This is a genomic window from Paenirhodobacter sp. (assembly GCF_041916475.1).
In the GTDB taxonomy this organism is placed as follows: domain Bacteria; phylum Pseudomonadota; class Alphaproteobacteria; order Rhodobacterales; family Rhodobacteraceae; genus Rhodobacter.
Genome location: NZ_JAYRZN010000012.1, coordinates 37,030 through 56,991 on the forward strand (window position 1 = coordinate 37,030; position 19,962 = coordinate 56,991).

Consider the following 19,962-nt stretch of genomic DNA (forward strand, 5'->3'; position numbering starts at 1 on the left):
GCGCCCCCGCAGGCCGGACGTTTGCGGGCTCTTCGCCTGCGGGCTAGGCGTGCGCGGTCAGCGGACGTTTGGGGCCAGTCGCCCACGGGCCGGACGTTTGGGGCCACCCGCCCGTGGGCCGGATCTTAGCGGGCAGCGCACCCGCGGGCCGGGCGCCTGAGTTCAGCGAGGCCCGCGGGCGCGGCCTGCGGGCGCGTGGCCCGCGCTTCTCGCGCCCGCAGGTTTCACGCCAGCAGGGATCAGCCTGCGAGCTTTTCGTCGAGGATCTTCTTCAGGTCCTCGTAGCTCATGTTGGAGTATTTCTGGCCGTTGATCACGAAGCTCGGCGTGCCGTCGATCTGGTCGGCCTGAGCGTTCTTCTGGAAGGTCGCGACCATGGCCTGGGCGTGCTTCTGGTCGTTCATGCAGGTCTCGAGCTGCTCCTTGGTCAGACCGGCCTTCAGGCCGATCTTGCGCAGGTTGTCGGCGATGGTGGTCTCGGTGCCATCGCCAATCCAGTCCTTCTGGCCATCGAACAGCATGTCGGCGATGCCATAGTATTTCGGCGCGCCGCCGCATTGCGCGACCATGCCCGCCCAGAGGCCGAACTTGTCGAAATAGACTTCGCGCAGGATGAACTTGATCTTGCCGGTGTCGATGTAGTCCTTCTTCAGCGAAGGCCAGACGGTTTCGTGGAAATTCGCGCAATGCGGGCAGGTGAAGGAGGCATATTCGATCATCGTCACCTTGGCGTCGGCATTGCCGAGCGGGGTGTCGGGGAGGATCTCGGCGGCGTCCTGCGCGGCCGCGGGGGTGACGAAGCCCGTCTGTGCGGAGCCCCCGCGCGAGGTGATCCAGCCGCCGGTCACGGCGACGATGGCGGCACCTGCGATGCCGAGAAGGAGGGAGCGTCGGGTCATTGTCAGCCTTTCTTTTGCGCGGCGCGGGCCGCGGATCTTGCTAATACGTTTTCCGCCAGCCGTTCGAGGGCCTGGCGCAGTGTGTCGTCGGCGCAGCCCTCCGCGGTCGCGCGGGCGGCGGCCTGGACTTCGGGGCTGGGCGCGGGTTTGGGCTTCGGACTGTGCAGGAAGACCGCCTGGCCATCCTCAAAGCCGGTGGCGGCGGTCTGGGTCAGCACCACGCGGGAAATCGCGTTGTAGCCATAGCAGGCGTTGACCTTGGCGCGGATCTGCTCGCGGCTCATGTCCACGATCGGGGCGGCGGCGCCCTCCACCAGGAGCGTCAGCGTGGCGCCGAAACCGTTGCGGCCATAGCCCACCTTCACCGGGCGCGACATCCGGGCGATTTCCTCGCCCACCACCTCGGGCCAGTGGGTGAGCAGGCGCGACACGGCAAAGCCACGGGATTCGCCCGCGGTACGGATCCGCTCGCGCAGCAGGCGCGAGGCCGCCTCGAAGCCGCGGTTGCGGCGGGCGGCTTTCGGCGCGGCGGGGTATTCGTCGCTCCTCCCGGTCATTGCTGGCCCTGTCCTTCCCTGCGTTCGGCGCTATTCTAGAGCGGCTTCGGGGCAATGCCACCGGATTGATCACGGGGAGCATAAACATTGCGTTACGGTGAGGAAAGCGCGGCCGGGGCGGCGCTGCTCAGCTGGTATGACCTGCATGCGCGCGAAATGCCCTGGCGCATTGGCCCTGCGGCGCGTGCGGCGGGCGTGCGGCCCGATCCCTACCGGGTCTGGCTCTCCGAGGTGATGCTGCAGCAGACGACGGTGGCCGCGGTGCGCGAGTATTTCCGCCGCTTCACCGCGCGCTGGCCCACGGTGGAGGCGCTGGCAGCGGCCGAAGATGCCGAGGTGATGGCCGAATGGGCCGGGCTTGGCTATTATGCGCGCGCCCGCAACCTGCTGAAATGCGCGCGCGCCGTGGCCGGGCGGGGCGGGTTTCCCGAGACCGCCGAGGGGCTGCGCGCGCTGCCCGGCATCGGGCCCTATACCGCCGCGGCCGTGGCGGCCATCGCCCATGACGAGCCCGCCGTGGTGGTGGATGGCAATGTGGAGCGGGTGGTGGCGCGGCTCTGGGCGGTGGAGGCGCCGCTGCCCGGGGCAAAGCCGGAGCTGGTGCGGCTGGCGGGGCTTTTGACCCCGGCGCTGCGGCCGGGCGATCATGCCCAGGCGATGATGGACCTCGGCGCCACCATTTGCACCCCGCGCAACCCGTTGTGCGCACTCTGCCCGGTGGCGGGCTATTGCGATGCGCGCGCGCAGGGGATTGCGGCGGAGCTGCCGCGCAAGAGCCCGAAGCCCGTGAAGCCGGTGCGCGAGGGCTTCATCTATGTGGCGGCTTCGGAGCGGGGCGTGCTGCTGGAGCGGCGACCCGAAAAGGGCCTTCTGGGCGGCATGACCGGCTTTCCCGGCTCGGACTGGGGGGCAGCGCCCGCGCCCTGCCCGCCTCTGGCCGCGAACTGGGTCGAGGCGCCGCTGGTGCGCCATACCTTCACCCATTTTCACCTGCGGCTGCGGGTTTTCGCGGCCGAGGCCGAGGGGCCTGCTTTCACCCCGCGCGCGGCCTTCCGCCCCGCCGCCCTGCCCACGGTGATGCGCAAGGTCTGGGATTCGGCGCAGAGCGTGCTGCTGCCCTGAGCCGGGCGCGCCGCGGGGCGGAGCCTGTGCCCGCCGCGGATTGCCGTGCGCTTCGCGCGCCGGGCGGGCGAATGGCGCGCGAGGCCGGCGGATGGCGCACGGAGCGCGCGAACCGTGCACGAAGCGCTCAGGACGCGCGGATTGCGCGCCATGCGCGCATGGCTATCATGGCGCCAGATTGCGAGGCCCGATGAGCAGACCTACCCCCCCACTGGCACCTGTGCGCAGCCTGCGCCGGGCGCTGCCGTTCTGGATCTCGCTCGGGCTCGTGCCGCTGGCCTGGCTCGGGGCGGCCCTGGGGGGCTGGGTGCTGGCGCTGCTGCCGCTTTGCGCCTGGGCGCTGGTGACGGTGCTGGACGGGGTTCTGGGCGAGAACCCGGGCCAGCCGGACCCGGCCACGCCGGAGGCCGATCTGTTCTGGTACCGGCTGATCACGCTGATCTGGCTGCCGCTGCAGGCCGGTACGATCTACGGGCTGATCTGGTATCTGAGCCATGGCGCGGATCTGGGCCGGGGGGAGGCGCTTGCGCTGTTCTTCGGCGTGGGGGTGCTATCGGGCACGGTCGGGCTCGTCTATGCGCATGAGCTGATGCATCAGAAGAACCGGCTGGAGCGCTGGCTCGCCGATCTGCTGCTGGCCTCGGTGCTCTATGCGCATTTCCGCAGCGAGCATCTGCTGGTGCATCACCTCTGGGTGGGCACGCCGCGCGATGCGGTGACGGCGCGCTACAACGAGGGGTTTCACCGCTATTTCTGGCGGGTGCTGCGCGATTGCCCGGGCTCCGCCTGGCGGGCGGAGCGGGCGCTGCTGGCGCGGGCGGGGCGGCCGGTATGGCACCGGCGCAACCCGTTCTGGCGCTACGGCGCGCTGCAGGGGGCGGCGCTGGCGCTGGCCTATCTGTGCGGCGGCTGGGCGGGCGTCGGGCTTTTCGTGTTTCAGGGCGTGGTGGCGGTGTGGCTGCTGGAGCTCACCAATTATGTGGAGCATTACGGGCTGACGCGGGAGCACCTTGGCGCGGGGCGCTATGAGCCGGTGGCGCCGCGGCACAGCTGGAATTCGGCGCAGATGGCCTCGAACTGGCTGCTGATCAACCTGCAGCGCCATTCGGACCATCACGTCCGCCCGGACCGGCGCTTCCCCCTGCTGCAGACCTATGCACTGGAAGCCGCGCCGCAGCTGCCGCTGGGCTATCCGGCGATGACGACGCTGGCGATGATCCCGCCGCTGTGGCGGCGCCGGATGAACCCGCGGGTACGGGCCTGGCGGCGGCAGTTCTATCCGCATGTGGCGGATTGGGCGCCCTATAACCGCGGCACCAATCCGATGCCGGGGCGCGCGGACTGAGGCGCGTGCCGCTGCTCCGGGGCGCCGGAGACGATGCCTGCGCGGGGGCGCGTGGCGGCCGCGGCGTGGTGGGAATGCCGGGATCGGCGGCCTGCTGCGGGGGGCTTGGCCGGTGGCGCGCGAGGCACGAGGCGGGGCCGGGCCTCAGGTAACGACGCGCAGCGTGAGGTTGATCCGCCCGCCCTTCGGCAGCAGAAGCGAGGTGCCCGGCGCGATCCGGTCCACCCCGTGATGCAGGAGCCGCGCGGCGCCGCCCATGACCAGCACATCGCCCGAGCGCAACCAGAGGCGCTGCGTGCGCCCGCCGCGCTCGGCATTGCCGATCCGGAACAGGCCATCGTCGCCAAGGCTGATGGAGACGACGGGCTGCGAGAAATCGGCCTCGTCGCGGTCCTGATGCAGGCCCATGCGGGCCTCGGGGCCATAATAGTTCACGAGGCAGCATTCGGGCGCGCGCGCCGCGGGCGCCAGCGCGCGCCAGACGCTGAGGATGCTCTCGGGGATCGCGGGCCAGGGCGTGCCCGAGGGGTGGGTTTCGGCATAGCGGTAGCCGCGCCGATCGGAGACCCAGCCGAAGCGCCCGGCCGATGTCATCCGCACGCTCATCGGCCGGCCATGGGGCGTCATCGGCGAAAACAGCGGCGCGGCCTGCACGAGCGCGCGTAAATCCGCCACAATGGCGGCCTGTTCACCCTGCGTCAACCACGCGGAATAGTGAAGAAAACCCCGTATCCGGGCAGGTTCTGGCCGCCTTTCCGGGCAATCCGCAGAATCCGTCAATTGTTCCTTCCTTCCCCCCAGAGGAGTCCTTGCAGCCTGTTTTTTGCCTTCTTATATACGGCCAGAAGCCAGCGGGATCACCCCACCGGCAGTAACCGAAACCCTGGGATAGGGGACGGGGGCCTGATGGGACCCGGCCCCGCCAAATCGCCGAAAAGAAGAGGTATATACATGGCCAAAGTCATCGGGATCGACCTCGGGACCACGAACTCCTGCGTCGCCATCATGGATGGTTCGCAGCCGCGTGTGATCGAGAATTCGGAAGGCGCGCGCACGACGCCGTCGATCGTCGCCTTCACCGACAGCGAGCGCCTCGTCGGCCAGCCCGCCAAGCGGCAGGCGGTCACGAACCCGACCAACACCGTTTTCGCCGTGAAGCGCCTGATCGGGCGCCGCGTCACCGACGCCGAAGTCGAGAAGGACAAGAAGCTTGTCCCTTATTCGATCGTCGATGGCGGCAATGGCGATGCCTGGGTCGAGGTGAAGGGCGAGAAATTCTCCCCCGCGCAGATCTCTGCCGTCATCCTGCAGAAGATGAAGGAAACAGCGGAATCCTACTTGGGCGAAAGCGTCACCCAGGCGGTGATCACGGTTCCGGCCTATTTCAACGACGCGCAACGCCAGGCCACCAAGGACGCGGGCAAGATCGCGGGCCTCGAAGTGCTGCGCATCATCAACGAGCCGACGGCGGCCGCGCTGGCCTATGGCCTGGACAAGAAGGAAACCAAGACGATCGCGGTCTATGACCTCGGCGGCGGGACCTTCGACATCACCATCCTGGAGATCGACGACGGCCTGTTCGAAGTGAAATCGACCAACGGGGACACGTTCCTCGGCGGCGAGGACTTCGACATGCGGATCGTGACCTACCTCGCCGACGAGTTCAAGAAAGAGCACGGCGTCGACCTGACCAAGGACAAGATGGCGCTGCAGCGGCTGAAGGAAGCCGCCGAAAAGGCGAAGATCGAGCTCTCGTCCAGCCAGCAGACCGAAATCAACCAGCCGTTCATCTCGATGGACATGAAGACCGGCACGCCGCTGCACATGGTCATGAAGCTGACCCGTGCGAAGCTGGAAAGCCTGGTCGGCGACCTGATCAAGAAGTCGCTGAAGCCCTGTGAGGCCGCGCTGAAGGATGCGGGCGTCTCGAAGAGCGACATCGACGAGGTGGTTCTGGTCGGCGGGATGACCCGGATGCCGAAGGTGGTGGAAGCCGTGACCGAGTTCTTCGGCAAGGAACCCCACAAGGGCGTGAACCCGGATGAGGTCGTGGCGCTTGGTGCTGCGATTCAGGCGGGCGTGCTGCAGGGCGACGTGAAGGACGTGGTGCTGCTCGACGTGACGCCGCTGTCGCTGGGCATCGAGACGCTGGGCGGCGTGTTCACCCGGCTGATCGACCGCAACACCACGATCCCGACCAAGAAGAGCCAGATCTTCTCCACCGCCGAGGACAACCAGAACGCGGTGACGATCCGGGTCTTCCAGGGCGAGCGCGAAATGGCCGCGGACAACAAGCTGCTGGGCCAGTTCAACCTGGAGCAGATCCCGCCGGCCCCGCGTGGCGTGCCGCAGATCGAGGTGACCTTCGATATCGACGCGAACGGCATCGTGAGCGTGAGCGCGAAGGACAAGGGCACCGGCAAGTCGCAGAACATCACGATCCAGGCGTCGGGCGGGCTCACCGATGACGAGATCGAGAAGATGGTCAAGGATGCCGAGGCCAATGCCGAGGCCGACAAGAAGCGCAAGGAGCTGGTCGAGACCCGCAACCAAGGCGAAAGCCTGCTGCATTCGACCCGCAAATCGCTGGAAGACCATGGCGACAAGGTCGATGGCTCCACCGTCGAGGTGATCGAACTGGCGTGCAACGCGCTGGAAGAGGCGCTGAAGACCGAGGACGCCGGCAAGATCAAGGGCGCGATCAGCAACCTGACCGATGCCGCGATGAAGCTCGGCGAGGCGATCTACAAGGCGCAGCAATCCGAGGCCGACAAGGCCGAGGACGGCGAGGCCGAGGGTCGTGACGATGACGACATCGTCGATGCCGACTTCGAGGACATGGGCGACAACAAGCGCAAGTAAGCGCAACAGGACGGCGGAGCGGGCCCCTTGCGGGCCCGCTCTCCTGTCGAGAGGATTCCCATGGCAAAACGCGATTTCTACGAGGTTCTGGGCGTGGTGCGCACGGCCAGCGCCGAGGAGATCAAGAAGGCCTATCGCGGCAAGGCGAAGGAGCTTCACCCCGACCGCAACCAGGACAACCCGGATGCGGAGGCCCAGTTCAAGGAAGTGAACGAGGCCTATGAATGCCTGAAGGACGCCGAGCGCAAGGCGGCCTATGACCGCTATGGCCATGCGGCTTTCGAGGGCGGCATGGGCGGCGCGCGTGGCGGCTATGGCGGCCAGGGCGATTTCGCCTCGGCCTTCTCCGATGTGTTCGAAGACCTGTTCGGCGATTTCATGGGCGGGCGCGGCGGTGGCGGCGGCGGCCGCAGCCGGGCGGCGCGTGGCTCGGACCTGCGCTACAACCTGCGGGTCTCTCTGGAAGAAGCGTTCAAGGGCGTACAGAAGACGATCTCCGTCCCCGGATCCTCCGCCTGCACCGCCTGCAACGGCACCGGCGCCGAGGGCGGCGCCGAGCCACAGACCTGCCCGACCTGCGCCGGCATGGGCAAGGTCCGGGCGCAGAACGGCTTCTTCACGGTGGAGCGCACCTGCCCGACCTGCGGCGGCGCGGGCCAGGTGGTGAAGAACCCCTGCCGGGTCTGCCATGGCGCGGGCCGGGTGGAAAAGGAGCGCAACCTCTCCGTCAACATCCCCCCCGGGGTAGAGACCGGCACCCGGATCCGCCTGGCGGGCGAGGGCGAGGCGGGGATGCGCGGCGGGCCTTCGGGCGACCTCTACATCTTCATCGAGGTGCGCGAGCACAGCATCTTCCAGCGCGACGGGGTACACCTGTTCTGCCGGGTGCCGGTGAGCATCATCGCGGCGGCGCTTGGCGGCGAGGTCGAGGTGCCGACGATCGACGGCGGGCGCAGCCGGGTGAAGGTGCCTCCGGGCAGCCAGTCCGGCCGGCAGATGCGCCTGCGTGGCAAGGGCATGCCTGCGCTGCGCGGTGGCGGCGCGGGGGATATGGTGATCGAGCTTGCGGTGGAGACGCCGGTGAACCTGACGCCGCGGCAAAAGGAGCTGCTGCGTGAGTTCGAGAAGATCGAAGCCGAGAACAACCCGGAGGGGGCGTCCTTCTTCCAGAAGGTGCGCAATTTCTGGGACAGCATGACCGGCTGATGGCATGAAGATCCGGGCGCCCTGCGGGGCGCCCTTTGCGTTTCGGTACTGCGGGTGATGCGGGCGTTTACATAGCCGGGGGCCATTGTGTCGGGCGGGGGAGCTTTCGGGCGCTTGCATGGCAGGACCGCGCGGGAAGTGCGAGGCGAATGGGCGCCGGCGCTTTTCCCGGCTCTCCGTCTCATGATTAAGCCTTTGTTCACCATCCTGGCCGGATGATCGCGGCATGAGCCCGCATTTTCGCGAATCCCGGTCGCTGTTCGGTGACCCAGACGAAGCCCAGCCCGCGCCGCTGCCGGAGGGGGCGAAGCTGCCGTCTTACCTGCAGGACCACCGCCGGCGCCTGCGCGAGCGGTTCATGACGGGCGGCGCGGCGGCGATGCCGGATTACGAGCTGCTGGAGCTGGTACTGTTCCGCGCGATCCCGCGGCAGGATGTGAAGCCGCTGGCACGGCGCCTGCTGGAGGCCTTCGGGGATTTCGGCCGGGTGCTGGCCGCGCCCCCTGCCCGGCTGCGCGCGCTGCCGGGGGTGGGCGATGCGGTGGTGCAGGAGCTGAAGATCGTGGAGGCGGCGGCGCAGCGGCTGGCCCGCGCGCGGGTGATGCACCGGCCGGTGCTGTCGTCGTGGGATGCGCTGGTGGACTATTGCCACACCGCCATGGCCCATCGCGAGACCGAGCAGTTCCGGGTGCTGTATCTGGACCGCAAGAACGTGCTGATCGCGGATGAGGAGCAGGCGCGGGGCACGGTCGATCATGTGCCGGTCTATCCGCGCGAGGTGGCCAAACGGGCGCTGGAGCTCAATGCCTCGGCCCTGATCCTGGTGCACAACCACCCGTCGGGTGATCCGACGCCTTCGGAGGCCGATATCGCCGTGACCGAGCAGATGCGGCAGGCGGGCGCGGTCCTGGGCCTGACGCTGCATGACCATCTCATCATCGGCAAGAGCCGGGAGCTGAGCTTTCGCGCTGAAGGCTATCTCTAGCGCCCGCAAAGGCTTGGGCCGCAGGGATCGCCCGCGGCCCTGAGCGTCAGAGCTTGCCGTGGCAGTGCTTGAACTTCTCGCCCGAGCCACAGGGGCAGGGGTCGTTGCGGCCCGGGTTGCCCCAGGTGGTGGGGTCGCTCTCGTCGAAGCGCGGCGCGGCCAGCGCCTGCGGCGCGGGGGCCGCTTCGGGGGCCAGTGCGGCGCTGTCGTCCACCTGAATCCCCATCTGCTCCATCTGCTGCTGGAACAGGGCCTGACGCTCTTCCTCGGTCATCGGGCGGATCTGCGCGAGCCGCTTGGTCACGTCGAAGCGCAGCCCGTCGAGCATGCTCTCGAACAGCTGGAAGCCCTCGGTCTTGTATTCCGACAGCGGGTCACGCTGCGCATAGCCGCGGAAGCCCACGACCGAGCGCAGATGCTCGAGCGTCACCAGATGCTCGCGCCATTTGGTGTCGATCGCCTGCAGCAGGACCTGCTTCTCGATCACCTGCATGGTCTCCTGGCCGAAGCCCTCGGCCTTCTGCGCCATGTAGCCATCGGTCTCGGCCTCGATCCGCTCGACCAGAGCATGCTGATCGACGCCCTCCTCATGGGCCCAGTCCGCGATCGGCAGGTCCATGTTCAGGTTCTCGGCGACGGCGGCATGCATGCCCTCGACATCCCACTGGTCCGCATAGCTGCGCGGCGGCATGTGGCGGTCGACCAGATCGGAGATCACCTGCACGCGCATGTCACGGGCGATTTCGGAAATGTCGTCGGTCTCCATGATCTCGCGGCGCTGGCTGAAGATGGCCTTGCGCTGGTCGTTCATCACGTCGTCGAATTTCAGCAGCTGCTTGCGAATATCGAAGTTGCGCGCCTCGACCTTTCCCTGCGCGCGTTCGAGCGACTTGTTCACCCACGGGTGCACGATCGCCTCGCCTTCCTTCATGCCGAGCTTCGAGAGCACCGCGTCGAGCTTGTCGGAGCCGAAGATCCGCATCAGGTCGTCTTCGAGCGACAGGAAGAACAGCGAGCGGCCCGGGTCGCCCTGACGGCCCGAGCGGCCGCGCAGCTGGTTGTCGATCCGGCGCGATTCGTGGCGTTCGGTGCCAAGCACGAACAGCCCGCCGGCATCGAGCACCTTCTTCTTCTCGGCCGCATGCTCCGCCTCGATCCGGGCGCGGATCTCGTCGGGGTTGGCCTCGGGGTTGGCGGCGAGCTCCTCGAGCACCTTCATCTCGACATTGCCGCCGAGCTGGATATCGGTGCCGCGGCCGGCCATGTTGGTGGCGATGGTCACCGCGCCAAGGCGCCCGGCATCGGCGACGATCTTGGCCTCCTGCTCGTGCTGGCGGGCGTTCAGCACGCTGTGCGGGATGCCCTCCTGGTGCAGCAGCGCCGCGAGCATTTCGGATTTCTCGATCGAGGTGGTGCCCACCAGCATCGGCTGGCCCTTGTGATGGGCTTCCTTGATCGCCTCGACGACGGCGAGGTATTTCTCCCGCGCGGTGCGATAGACGCGGTCGTGCTCGTCCTTCCGCGCGATGGGCCGGTTCGTCGGCACTTCGACGACGCCGAGCTTGTAGATCTCGGCGAATTCCTCGGCCTCGGTCGTGCCGGTGCCGGTCATGCCCGAGAGTTTCTCATAGAGGCGGAAGTAGTTCTGGAAGGTGACGGAGGCGAGCGTCACGTTCTCGGGCTGGATCTGCACGCCCTCCTTCGCCTCGATCGCCTGGTGCAGGCCGTCGGAGAGGCGGCGCCCCTTCATCATCCGGCCGGTGAATTCGTCGATCAGCACCACCTCGCCATTGGCGACGACATAGTTCTGGTCCTTGTGGAACAGCTTGTGCGCGCGCAGGCCCTGGCCCAGGTGATGGACGAGCGAGGTCGATTCCGGGTCGTACAGCGTCTGGTCGGCGGGCAGCAGGCCCACTTCGTGGAGGCGGTTCTCCAGGTACTCGTTGCCGTCTTCGGTGAAGGTGGCGTTGCGGGTCTTCTCGTCGATCGAATAATGCTCGGGCTTCAGCTCGGGGATATATTTATCGACAAGTTTATAGAGTTCGGAGCGGTCCTGCGACGGGCCCGAGATGATCAGCGGCGTGCGCGCCTCGTCGATCAGGATGCTGTCCACCTCGTCGACGATGGCGAAGAAATGGCCGCGCTGCATCATCTCCTCGACGGAGCCCTTCATGTTGTCGCGCAGATAGTCGAAGCCGAGCTCGTTGTTGGTGGCATAGGTGATGTCGGCGGCATAGGCCGTGCGCTTCTCGTCATCGGCCTGGAACGGCACCACGACGCCGGTGCTGAGCCCGAGCGCACCATAGACCTTGCTCATCCATTCGCCGTCGCGCCGCGCGAGATAGTCGTTCACGGTGACGACATGCACGCCCTTGCCCGCGAGCGCGTTCAGATAGGCCGGGAAGGTGGCCATCAGGGTCTTGCCCTCGCCCGTCTTCATTTCGGCGATATTGCCCTGGTGCAGAAAGATCCCGCCCATCAGCTGCACGTCGAAGGCACGCAGGCCGAGCGCGCGGCGCGCGGCCTCGCGGCAGTTGGCGAAGGCCTCGGGCAGGATGCTGTCTAGGCTCTCGCCCTTCGCCTGCACCCGCTCCTGCAGCTCGCGGGTCTTGGCCCGGATCCCGGCATCGTCCAGCTTCTGGAATTCCGGCTCGAGCGCGTTGATCTTGGCGACCAGCGGACGGATCGATTTCACCTTGCGGTCGTTCGGCGTACCGAAGACCTTTTTCGCGATAGTTCCGAGGCCGAGCATTTTTTCCCCGCGGGTTCCGTCATGACCAAATCGTGTGAAACTTAGCCTTGCCGCCCAAGGTGCGCCCGCCTAGAACGGCTAGCGAAATAAAGGACGGCGCGCCTTCACAGGACCTATGGCGATGTAAGGGGAGCCTGTCTGAGTGTCAACGCTGCGGGCGTTCCGCGGCCATCACGGAGGCGTTCATGCCGAAACTGTCGAAACTCCTGGGCTCGGTCGCGATCGCCGCATGCCTCGCCGGCGCTGTCCATGCCGAAGACGCGAAGAAGCTCTCTGCGGAGACGGTCGTGGCCAAGGTGAACGGCACCGACATCACGCTGGGCCAGATGCTGACCGTGCGCGAGAGCCTGCCGCCCGAATACCTGCAGCTGCCCGATGACGTGCTGTTTGGCGGCATCCTCGACCAGCTGGTGCAGCAGACCGCGCTGGCCCAGATCGGCGAAGGCATGAAGACCCGCAAGGACGACATCGCGATGGAAGTCGAGCGGCGCGCCTATCTGGCCGGGACCGTGCTCGACAAGACCGCGAAGGATGCGGCCTCGGATGCGCTGGTGCAGAAGAGCTACGACGAGAAATATGCCAAGGCCGAGCCCGGCCTCGAATATCACGCCGCCCACATCATCGTGCCGACCGAGGACGAGGCCAAGGCGGTGAAGGCCGATATCGACGGCGGCAAGGATTTCGCCGACGAGGCCAAGGAAAAATCGCAAGACGGTGCGGCCGCGAATGGCGGCGATCTCGGCTGGTTCACGCTGGACAAGATGGTGCCCGAATTCTCCGAGGTGATCGCCAAGATGAAGGCGGGCGAAGTGACCGGGCCGATCCAGACGCAATACGGCTGGCATGTGGTGAAGCTCTATGAAAGCCGCCCGGCCGCGGCGCCAAAGCTCGACGAGGTGAAGGACCAGATCGCGGGCGAGCTGAAGCAGAAGGCCGTGCAGGACCGCGTGACCGATACGGTCAAGGCCGCTAAGGTCGAGAAGATGACGGACGGGATCGACCCGGCCGTGCTCAAGGACACCACGATCCTCGGCCAGTAAGGCCGGGATCCGCGCGGGGGGCGAGAGAGATGGCGAAGAAACGCGACCTGAAGGACAAGGTCGAGAAGCTGAAGGCCAAAGTCCGGGAGCTGAAGGCCCAGGTCGAGGATGTCGCGGATGAGGTCCTCGACGAGGTGGCCGAAAAGGCGACCGAGGTCCTGGTCAAGGTCAACAAGAAACTGAACCCGGTTTCGCCGCTCGCCCCCGCCGCCTTCCCGGAGCTGCCGGTGATCGAGGGCGTGGAGTTTGCCGCCATCGCCGCGGGCGTGCGCTATGCGGGGCGCACCGATGTGATGCTGGCGCGGATCGCGCCCGGCGCGGCCATTGCGGGCGTGTTCACCACCTCCTCCACGCGCGCGGCCTGCGTGCATGACTGCCAGGCGAAGCTGAAGCTCTCTGTGCCCGAGGGCGCGGGGGCGGCGATCGTCGTCAACTCCGGCAATGCCAATGCCTTTACCGGCACGCGCGGGCAGGAATCCGTCGATGCGGTGACCGGCGCGGTGGCGGCGGCGCTCGGGGTGCCGGCGTCGCGGGTGTTCTCCTCCTCGACCGGGGTGATCGGCGAGCCGATGCCGCATGAGCGCATCGTCGCGGCCATCGACGGGCTGAAGGCCGGGCTGGACCCGGCCGGGATGGAGGCGGCCGCGCGCGCGATCATGACCACCGACACCTTCCCGAAGGGCGCCTGCGCCGAAGTGGCGGGCGACGGCGGCACGATCCGCATCGCCGGGATCGCCAAGGGCTCGGGGATGATCGCGCCGAATATGGCAACGATGCTGGTCTATCTGTTCACCGATGCGAAGATTTCAGCGGCGAACCTGCAGAAGATCCTGTCGCGCAACACCGACGACACCTTCAATGCCATCACCGTGGACAGCGATACCTCGACCTCGGACGCGCTGCTGCTGGCGGCGACCGGCCGGAGCGCGGCCGCGGAGATCACCGACCTGCGCTCCAAGACCGCGCGGGCCTTCGAGGCGGCGCTGCGGGGCGTGATGCTGGACCTCGCGCAGCAGGTGGTGCGCGACGGCGAAGGCGCCACGAAGTTCATCGAGGTGCGGGTGACCGGCGCCGAGACCCCGGCCGATGCCGCCAAAGTGGCCTTCGCCACCGCGAATTCGCCGCTGGTGAAGACGGCCTGCGCGGGCGAGGACGCCAATTGGGGCCGCGTGGTGATGGCGGTGGGCAAATCCGGCGCCAGGGCCGACCGCGACAAGCTGCGGATCAGCTTCGGCGACATGGTTCTGGCCGAGAACGGCTGGCGCGTGCCCGATTACAGCGAGGAGGCGGCCTCGGCCTATATGAAGGGCGATACGCTGGTGATCGGCATCGACCTCGGGCTCGGCAAGGCCGCCAAGACCGTCTGGACCTGCGACCTGACGCACCGCTACATCGACATCAACGCGGACTATCGTTCGTGAGCGGCGGCTGCGGCCCCGAGGGCGCCCCGGCCCCCGCACCGGGGCGCATCGTTCTGGTCTCGGCCGTGGCGCTGATCGATGCCGACGGCCGGGTGCTGCTGGCGCAGCGGCCAGAGGGGAAGTCTCTGGCCGGGCTGTGGGAATTCCCGGGCGGCAAGGTGGAGACCGGCGAGACGCCCGAAGCCGCGCTGATCCGCGAGCTGAAGGAAGAGCTCGGGATCGACACCTGGCACAGCTGCCTCGCGCCGCTGGCCTTCGCCTCGCACAGCTACGCGGCGTTTCATCTGCTGATGCCGCTCTATGCCTGCCGCCGCTGGGAAGGAATCGCCCAGCCCCGCGAAGGGCAGAAACTGGCCTGGGTGCGCGCTGAAGCCCTGCGCGACTATCCGATGCCACCGGCCGATGAGCCGTTGATCCCGATTCTGCAACAATGGCTGTGAGACAAAAATAACACAGCGCCGGTTCGGGCATTTACCAAGCACCCTGAGAACACGCGCGCAATTCTTGTGCGGAACCGGCCGGATCGGGGTGCCTTCCTACCGCGAACCGGCCATTTTTCGCTTATTTTTCGGGCCAGAGATTCTTTCTGCAAAGCAACAAAAGTTTTCTCTGCGGCGCAGAAACGAACGAATGTTTCGCCATCGTGTCTTTTTCATTGGCATTTTGTGAAGATTTCTCCTATCAAGAACTTACAGGAACTGGAGGAAATCATGCTTCGCACTATCACAGTCGGGACCTGCGTTTCGGTGCAAGGCACGTTCGAAGCGCAATTGGACAATGGCCGTATCGTCGTCCGCGTCGACGATCGCCTTTTCGTGGGCCGGCCGGTCTCCAAATAGAGCCCGAACGCCTCGTAATCAGTACCTTGTTACCTACACCTATCCGGAACTCAGCACATTAAGGGGCCCCTCAGGGGCCCCTTTCTGTTGATGCCCGGCTGTGATCGTTGGCGATACGGGAACGATCCCCGAAACGCAAACGGGGCCGGCACTGCCGACCCCGTTGCATTTTCCAAGTCAGGCGCCGTTACAGGCTGCGCTCGACCTCTTCGCGTTCGAAGATTTCGATGACATCGCCGGGGCGGATATCGTCGTAGTTTTCGAAGGCCATGCCGCATTCCTGGCCCGAGATCACTTCCTTGACCTCGTCCTTGAAGCGCTTCAGCGTCTTCAGCGTGCCCTCGTGGACCACCACGTTGTCGCGCAGCAGGCGCACGCCCGCCGAACGGCGCGCCACGCCTTCGGTGACGAGGCAGCCCGCGACCTTGCCGACGCCGGAGACCTTGAAGACCTCCTTGATCGTGGCATAGCCGATGAAGTTCTCGCGAACCTCGTTCTTGAGCAGGCCGGAAGCGGCGGCTTTGATGTCGTCCACCAGATCGTAGATGATCGAGTAGTAGCGGATCTCCACGCCCTTCTGGTTCGCCGCGCCACGCGCCGGAGCATTGGCACGGACATTGAAGCCGATGACCGGCGCGCCCGAGGCTTCGGCCAGGCCGACGTCGCTCTCGGTGATCGCGCCGACGCCGGAATGGATGACGCGCACCCGCACCTCGTCGTTGCCGATCTTCTCCAGCGCCTGGACGATCGCTTCGGTGGAGCCCTGCACATCGGCCTTCACCACCACCTGCAGCTCCGCGACGTTCTCGTCAGCCTTGGCCTTGGCCATCAGCTGCTCGAGCGTGGTCGCGGCGCCGGCAGCGGCGCGCTTGTCCTTCGCGGCCTTGATCCGGTAATCGGCGATCTCGCGGGCCTGCGCTTCGGTCTCGACGACGTTGAGCACGTCCCCGGCCTCCGGCGTGCCGTTGATCCCCAGAACCTCGACCGGCACCGAGGGGCCGGCTTCGTCGACGCGGTCGCCCTTGTCGTTGATCAGCGCGCGCACCTTGCCCCACTGTTCGCCGACGACGAAGATATCGCCGCGCTTCAGCGTGCCGTTCTGCACCAGAACCGTCGCCACCGGCCCGCGGCCGACGTCGAGCTTCGCTTCGATCACCGCGCCCTGCGCCGCCCGCCTCGGGTTGGCGCTCAGCTCCAGGATTTCCGCCTGCAGCGCGATCGCTTCGAGCAGGTTGTCGAGCCCGAGGCCGGTCTTGGCCGAAACCTCGACGGTCTGGACCTCGCCGCCCATTTCCTCGACCACGACCTCATGCTGCAGCAGATCCGTGCGGACCTTCTGCGCATTCGCGGCCGGTTTGTCGACCTTGTTGATCGCGATGATCATCGGCACCTTGGCGGCCTTGGCGTGGTTGATCGCCTCAATCGTCTGCGGCATCACGGCGTCATCCGCGGCCACCACCAGCACGACGATATCCGTCACCTGGGCGCCACGGGCGCGCATCGAGGTGAAGGCCGCGTGGCCGGGGGTATCGAGGAAGGTGAGTACCGCGCCCGATTCCGTCGTCACCTGATAGGCGCCGATATGCTGGGTGATGCCCCCGGCTTCGCCCGAGACCACATTGGTCTTGCGGATCGCATCGAGAAGCGAGGTCTTGCCATGGTCGACGTGGCCCATGATCGTGATGATCGGCGGGCGCGCTTCCAGGTCCTCGGCCTTGTCGGCGACCTGGTCGATCACCTGTTCCACATCCGAATCGGACACGCGCACGGCACGGTGGCCGAATTCCTCGATCACCAGCTCGGCGGTATCGGCATCAATGGTCTGGTTCGCGGTGACCATCATGCCCATCTTCATCAGGGCCTTGATCACATCCGCGACGCGCTCAGCCATCCGGATCGCCAGCTCGGAGACCACGATGGTCTCCGGCAGCTGCACGTCGCGGGCCTGCTTTTCGGCCTTCTGGCCATAGCCCATCGCCTTCTGGCGGGCTTTCTCCTGCTTGCGCTTCATCGCGGCCAGCGAACGCTGACGCCCGCCCTCGCCGTCGATGTCCGACAGGCTCAGCTTGCCGGCGCGGCGGCCTTCGTCGCCCTTGCCCTTGGCATTGCGGTCGCGGTCGCCGCCGGAGCGGTCGTCGCGGTCGCGGTCGGTCTTGCGCGGGCCGACCACAGCCACACCCTTGGTCGCAGCGCGCGCCGCAGCGGCTTCTGCCGCCGCCGGATCGGCCGGGGCAGGCTTCGCCGCGGGCTTCGCGCGGACTTCTTCCTTGCGTTGCGCGCGCAGGGCTTCTTCGCGGGCCTTGCGCTCTTCTTCTTCGGCCTTCAGCCGCAGCGCCTCCTCGCGCTCGCGCTCTTCGCGCTCCTTGGCCTCGATCTCGGCCCGGCGGCGCTCGCGCTCTTCCTCACGGGCCTTTTCCTCGGCCTCGCGCTGTGCGATTTCCTCGGCCTCGCGGGCCTTGGCGGCGCGCAGAGCGGCCAGACGGCGCTCCATTTCCGCGTCCGAAATCCCGGCAGGACGGCGCGACGGATCGCCAAGCGCCGGGTTTCCGGGCTTGCCGCCGGTGGCACCGGGCTTCGGCACCACAACCTTCTTGCGTTTCGTCTCGACCACGACGTTCTTCGTACGCCCGTGGCTGAAGCTCTGCTTCACCGAACCGGGGCGCGCGCCGCCAAGGCCAAGAGGTTTTTTGCCGTCCGTATCGTTCATGCCGTCTTCGTATCCTTCATGGCGGGCTTGCCGCCGTCCTGCTTGCGCATGCCCGCAAGCCTTGCCGCTTCTGTAATCACCCGGGAAGTGAGTCCCCCAGCCGCAAGCGCGCCGTGTATCGCATGATCGCGACCGAAAGCCAAACCCAATTCCGCAGAAGTCAGGCAGCCGAACCAACGCCCGCCGGGAGGGGTCCACAATTTCCCCTTGCCCCGCTCGGATCCGTCCGACGCCTGGAACAGGACCTTGGCCTTGCCGTCGGCCAGCCAGCCCTTGACCTTTTCGAATCCGACGACTGCGTCGCCGGCTTTCCTCGCCAAGGAGATAAGCTCCACGACGCGATGTGCAAGCCCTTCCTCGACCAGATCGGCCAGATTTTCGGGAGCTTTCGCCGGAGCCTTGGCGCCGCGCGCGAACATGCCCTTGTCCGCCGCCTTCCGGATCAGGTCACGGTCCGCCGTGACCCAGATCCCCCGGCCCGGCAGCTTCTCCGCCAGGTCGGGGTAGATCATCCCGTCGGGGCCGAGCACGAATCGCACGAGCCCGGCCTTCGGCCCGACATCGCCCGAGACGATGCAGCGCCGTTCCGGCTCGTCGTTCGTTTTTTCCCGGCCCCCGCGAGTCATTCTTCGTCAGCCTCTTCCTCTTCGGCCTCGGCTTCCAGCTCGGACGGGTCGACCCAGCCCAGCTGCACCCGCGCCGTCATGATCATCGTTTGCGCGTCCTCGAGCGACACGCCGAATTTCTCCAGCAGGCCGTCGTCCTTCACGCGGCTGCCGTCGACCGTGGTCCAGCCGCCGGCCAGCTCCCAGTCTGCGCAGGTCGCGAAATCTTCCAGCGTCTTGACGCCGTCCTTGGCCAGCGCCTCGATCATCTGCGGGGTCAGGCCCTCGAAATCGAACAGCGACTGCTCGGCCCCGAGCTCCTTTGCCGCGGCGATCGCCTTGGCATTCTGCGCCTCGATATAATCGCGGGCGCGCGCCTGCAGCTCTTCGGCGGTGCCTTCGTCCACACCCTCGATCGACAGCAGCTCGTCGAGATCGACATAGGCCACTTCCTCGAGGTTGGTGAAGCCTTCGGCCACCAGCAGCTGGGCGAAGAATTCGTCCAGATCCAGCGCATCGACGAACAGTTTGGTCCGTTCGGCGAATTCGGCCTGACGGCGCTGAGATTCCTCGGCTTCGGTCAGGATGTCGATGTCGAGCCCGGTCAGCTGCGAGGCCAGGCGCACGTTCTGCCCGCGCCGCCCGATGGCGAGCGAGAGCTGCTCGTCGGGGACCACGACCTCGATCTTGCCCGCATCCTCATCCACAACCACTTTCGACACTTCGGCCGGCTGCAGCGCGTTCACGAGGAAGGTCGCCTGATCTTCGTTCCACGGAATGATGTCGATCTTCTCGCCCTGCAGCTCGCCGACCACCGCCTGCACGCGCGAGCCGCGCATACCGACGCAGGCGCCGACCGGGTCGATCGAATTGTCATGGCTGATCACCGCGATCTTCGCGCGCGAGCCCGGGTCGCGGGCCACGGCCTTGATCTCGATGATGTTGTCGTAGATTTCCGGCACTTCCATCTTGAACAGCTCGGCCATGAACTGCGGGTCGGTGCGGCTCAGGAAGATCTGCGGGCCGCGGGTCTCGCGGCGCACGTCCTTCACATAGGCGCGGATGCGGTCGTTCGGGCGGTAGCTCTCGCGGCCGATCTTCTCGTTGCGGCGCAGGATCGCCTCGCCACGGCCGATATCGACGATGATATTGCCGTATTCCTCGCGCTTGACCACGCCGTTGATGATCGTGCCCTTGCGGTCCTTGAATTCATCGAACTGGCGGTCGCGCTCGGCTTCGCGGACCTTCTGCAAGATCACCTGCTTGGCCGATTGCGCCGCGATCCGGCCGAGATCCACCGGCGGGACCTCGTCGATGATCTCGTCCCCGATCTCCGGATTGGAGCGGTACTGCTTCGCCTGCGCGACGGTCAGCTGCGCCTGGTAATTCTCCACCTCGTCATCGGCGACGACTGTGCGCACGCGCGAGAAGGTCGCCCGCCCGGTCTTGCGGTCGATCTGGACGCGGATGTCCATCTCGGCGCCGTAGCGCGACTTCGCCGCCCGCGCGAGGCTGTCCTCCATGGCCTGGATCACCAGATCCGGATCGATCATCTTCTCGCGCGCAACGGCTTCTGCCGTCTGCAGAAGCTCAAGCTGGTTGGCAGAGGTGATTGCCATGTC

At 66.8% G+C, this 19,962-nt stretch carries 15 protein-coding genes; 8 read left to right on the forward strand and 7 right to left on the reverse strand.

The window, feature by feature from the left end; translation table 11 throughout:
- Nucleotides 1–239 precede the first annotated feature (239 nt).
- The gene (locus tag ACOMG5_RS06995) at nt 240–899 is read right to left on the reverse strand and encodes a DsbA family protein (protein ID WP_420343075.1); all 660 of its coding nucleotides are present in this window, start codon (nt 897–899) and stop codon (nt 240–242) included.
- 2 nt (nt 900–901) lie between these two features.
- On the reverse strand, nt 902–1,456 hold the full coding sequence (locus ACOMG5_RS07000; protein WP_420343076.1) for a DUF721 domain-containing protein: 555 nt from the start codon (nt 1,454–1,456) through the stop codon (nt 902–904).
- Between the two features lie 87 nt (nt 1,457–1,543).
- Here ACOMG5_RS07000 and ACOMG5_RS07005 point away from each other — a divergent pair, with 87 nt between their 5' ends.
- Both ACOMG5_RS07005 and ACOMG5_RS07010 read left to right on the forward strand, forming a co-directional pair.
- Nucleotides 1,544–2,578: an A/G-specific adenine glycosylase gene (locus tag ACOMG5_RS07005; RefSeq protein ID WP_420343077.1), complete on the forward strand. Its 1,035-nt coding sequence runs from the start codon at nt 1,544–1,546 to the stop codon at nt 2,576–2,578.
- 190 nt (nt 2,579–2,768) lie between these two features.
- Complete coding sequence (locus tag ACOMG5_RS07010) at nt 2,769–3,923, forward strand: alkane 1-monooxygenase (protein ID WP_420343078.1); 1,155 nt, start codon at nt 2,769–2,771, stop codon at nt 3,921–3,923.
- Nucleotides 3,924–4,067: 144 nt separating this feature from the next.
- Here the strand turns inward: ACOMG5_RS07010 and ACOMG5_RS07015 are convergent, their stop codons facing one another.
- Nucleotides 4,068–4,655: an alpha-ketoglutarate-dependent dioxygenase AlkB family protein gene (locus tag ACOMG5_RS07015; RefSeq protein WP_420343120.1), complete on the reverse strand. Its 588-nt coding sequence runs from the start codon at nt 4,653–4,655 to the stop codon at nt 4,068–4,070.
- A 219-nt stretch (nt 4,656–4,874) separates the two neighbouring features.
- On the opposite strand from ACOMG5_RS07015, the gene dnaK reads away from it, so the two are divergent.
- From dnaK to radC, 3 genes are all read left to right on the forward strand, one after another.
- On the forward strand, nt 4,875–6,785 hold the full coding sequence (dnaK, locus tag ACOMG5_RS07020; protein WP_420343079.1) for a molecular chaperone DnaK: 1,911 nt from the start codon (nt 4,875–4,877) through the stop codon (nt 6,783–6,785).
- A gap of 60 nt (nt 6,786–6,845) precedes the next feature.
- Nucleotides 6,846–7,991, forward strand: a complete 1,146-nt coding sequence (gene dnaJ / locus ACOMG5_RS07025; RefSeq protein ID WP_420343080.1) for a molecular chaperone DnaJ — start codon at nt 6,846–6,848, stop codon at nt 7,989–7,991.
- A gap of 226 nt (nt 7,992–8,217) precedes the next feature.
- Complete coding sequence (gene radC, locus ACOMG5_RS07030) at nt 8,218–8,976, forward strand: RadC family protein (RefSeq protein ID WP_420343081.1); 759 nt, start codon at nt 8,218–8,220, stop codon at nt 8,974–8,976.
- A 46-nt stretch (nt 8,977–9,022) separates the two neighbouring features.
- Here the strand turns inward: radC and secA are convergent, their stop codons facing one another.
- Entirely contained in the window at nt 9,023–11,728 is a 2,706-nt protein-coding gene (gene secA, locus ACOMG5_RS07035; protein ID WP_420343082.1) for a preprotein translocase subunit SecA, read from the reverse strand.
- A gap of 185 nt (nt 11,729–11,913) precedes the next feature.
- Here secA and ACOMG5_RS07040 point away from each other — a divergent pair, with 185 nt between their 5' ends.
- Genes ACOMG5_RS07040 through ACOMG5_RS07050 form a run of 3 tightly spaced genes read left to right on the forward strand, consistent with a single transcriptional unit; the run spans nt 11,914 to nt 14,629 of the window.
- A complete protein-coding gene (locus ACOMG5_RS07040; RefSeq protein WP_420343083.1) occupies nt 11,914–12,768 on the forward strand; it encodes a peptidylprolyl isomerase in 855 nt (284 codons plus the stop codon).
- Between the two features lie 29 nt (nt 12,769–12,797).
- Complete coding sequence (argJ, locus tag ACOMG5_RS07045) at nt 12,798–14,189, forward strand: bifunctional glutamate N-acetyltransferase/amino-acid acetyltransferase ArgJ (RefSeq protein ID WP_420343084.1); 1,392 nt, start codon at nt 12,798–12,800, stop codon at nt 14,187–14,189.
- Entirely contained in the window at nt 14,186–14,629 is a 444-nt protein-coding gene (locus tag ACOMG5_RS07050) for a (deoxy)nucleoside triphosphate pyrophosphohydrolase (RefSeq protein ID WP_420343085.1), read from the forward strand. The genes argJ and ACOMG5_RS07050 overlap by 4 nt, the downstream gene beginning before the upstream one ends.
- A 586-nt stretch (nt 14,630–15,215) precedes the next feature.
- Here the strand turns inward: ACOMG5_RS07050 and infB are convergent.
- From infB to nusA, 3 genes are read right to left on the reverse strand one after another with little or no spacing between them, the layout of a single operon-like run.
- Nucleotides 15,216–17,735 (reverse strand): translation initiation factor IF-2, encoded by a 2,520-nt coding sequence (gene infB, locus ACOMG5_RS07055; RefSeq protein WP_420343086.1) that lies wholly within the window; start codon nt 17,733–17,735, stop codon nt 15,216–15,218.
- On the reverse strand, nt 17,732–18,361 hold the full coding sequence (locus ACOMG5_RS07060; RefSeq protein ID WP_420343087.1) for an RNA-binding protein: 630 nt from the start codon (nt 18,359–18,361) through the stop codon (nt 17,732–17,734). The genes infB and ACOMG5_RS07060 overlap by 4 nt, the downstream gene beginning before the upstream one ends.
- Nucleotides 18,358–19,959: a transcription termination factor NusA gene (nusA, locus tag ACOMG5_RS07065; protein ID WP_420343088.1), complete on the reverse strand. Its 1,602-nt coding sequence runs from the start codon at nt 19,957–19,959 to the stop codon at nt 18,358–18,360. The genes ACOMG5_RS07060 and nusA overlap by 4 nt, the downstream gene beginning before the upstream one ends.
- Nucleotides 19,960–19,962 lie beyond the last annotated feature (3 nt).

What these genes read in the sequence shown, in the direction of transcription:
- ACOMG5_RS06995 (WP_420343075.1), bottom strand. Translation starts at nt 899, where the DNA reads ATGACCCGACGCTCCCTCCTTCTCGGCATCGCAGGTGCCGCCATCGTC.
- ACOMG5_RS07000 (WP_420343076.1), bottom strand. Translation starts at nt 1,456, where the DNA reads ATGACCGGGAGGAGCGACGAATACCCCGCCGCGCCGAAAGCCGCCCGC.
- ACOMG5_RS07010 (WP_420343078.1), top strand. Translation starts at nt 2,769, where the DNA reads ATGAGCAGACCTACCCCCCCACTGGCACCTGTGCGCAGCCTGCGCCGG.
- dnaK (WP_420343079.1), top strand. Translation starts at nt 4,875, where the DNA reads ATGGCCAAAGTCATCGGGATCGACCTCGGGACCACGAACTCCTGCGTC.
- dnaJ (WP_420343080.1), top strand. Translation starts at nt 6,846, where the DNA reads ATGGCAAAACGCGATTTCTACGAGGTTCTGGGCGTGGTGCGCACGGCC.
- radC (WP_420343081.1), top strand. Translation starts at nt 8,218, where the DNA reads ATGAGCCCGCATTTTCGCGAATCCCGGTCGCTGTTCGGTGACCCAGAC.
- secA (WP_420343082.1), bottom strand. Translation starts at nt 11,728, where the DNA reads ATGCTCGGCCTCGGAACTATCGCGAAAAAGGTCTTCGGTACGCCGAAC.
- ACOMG5_RS07040 (WP_420343083.1), top strand. Translation starts at nt 11,914, where the DNA reads ATGCCGAAACTGTCGAAACTCCTGGGCTCGGTCGCGATCGCCGCATGC.
- argJ (WP_420343084.1), top strand. Translation starts at nt 12,798, where the DNA reads ATGGCGAAGAAACGCGACCTGAAGGACAAGGTCGAGAAGCTGAAGGCC.
- infB (WP_420343086.1), bottom strand. Translation starts at nt 17,735, where the DNA reads ATGAACGATACGGACGGCAAAAAACCTCTTGGCCTTGGCGGCGCGCGC.
- ACOMG5_RS07060 (WP_420343087.1), bottom strand. Translation starts at nt 18,361, where the DNA reads ATGACTCGCGGGGGCCGGGAAAAAACGAACGACGAGCCGGAACGGCGC.
- nusA (WP_420343088.1), bottom strand. Translation starts at nt 19,959, where the DNA reads ATGGCAATCACCTCTGCCAACCAGCTTGAGCTTCTGCAGACGGCAGAA.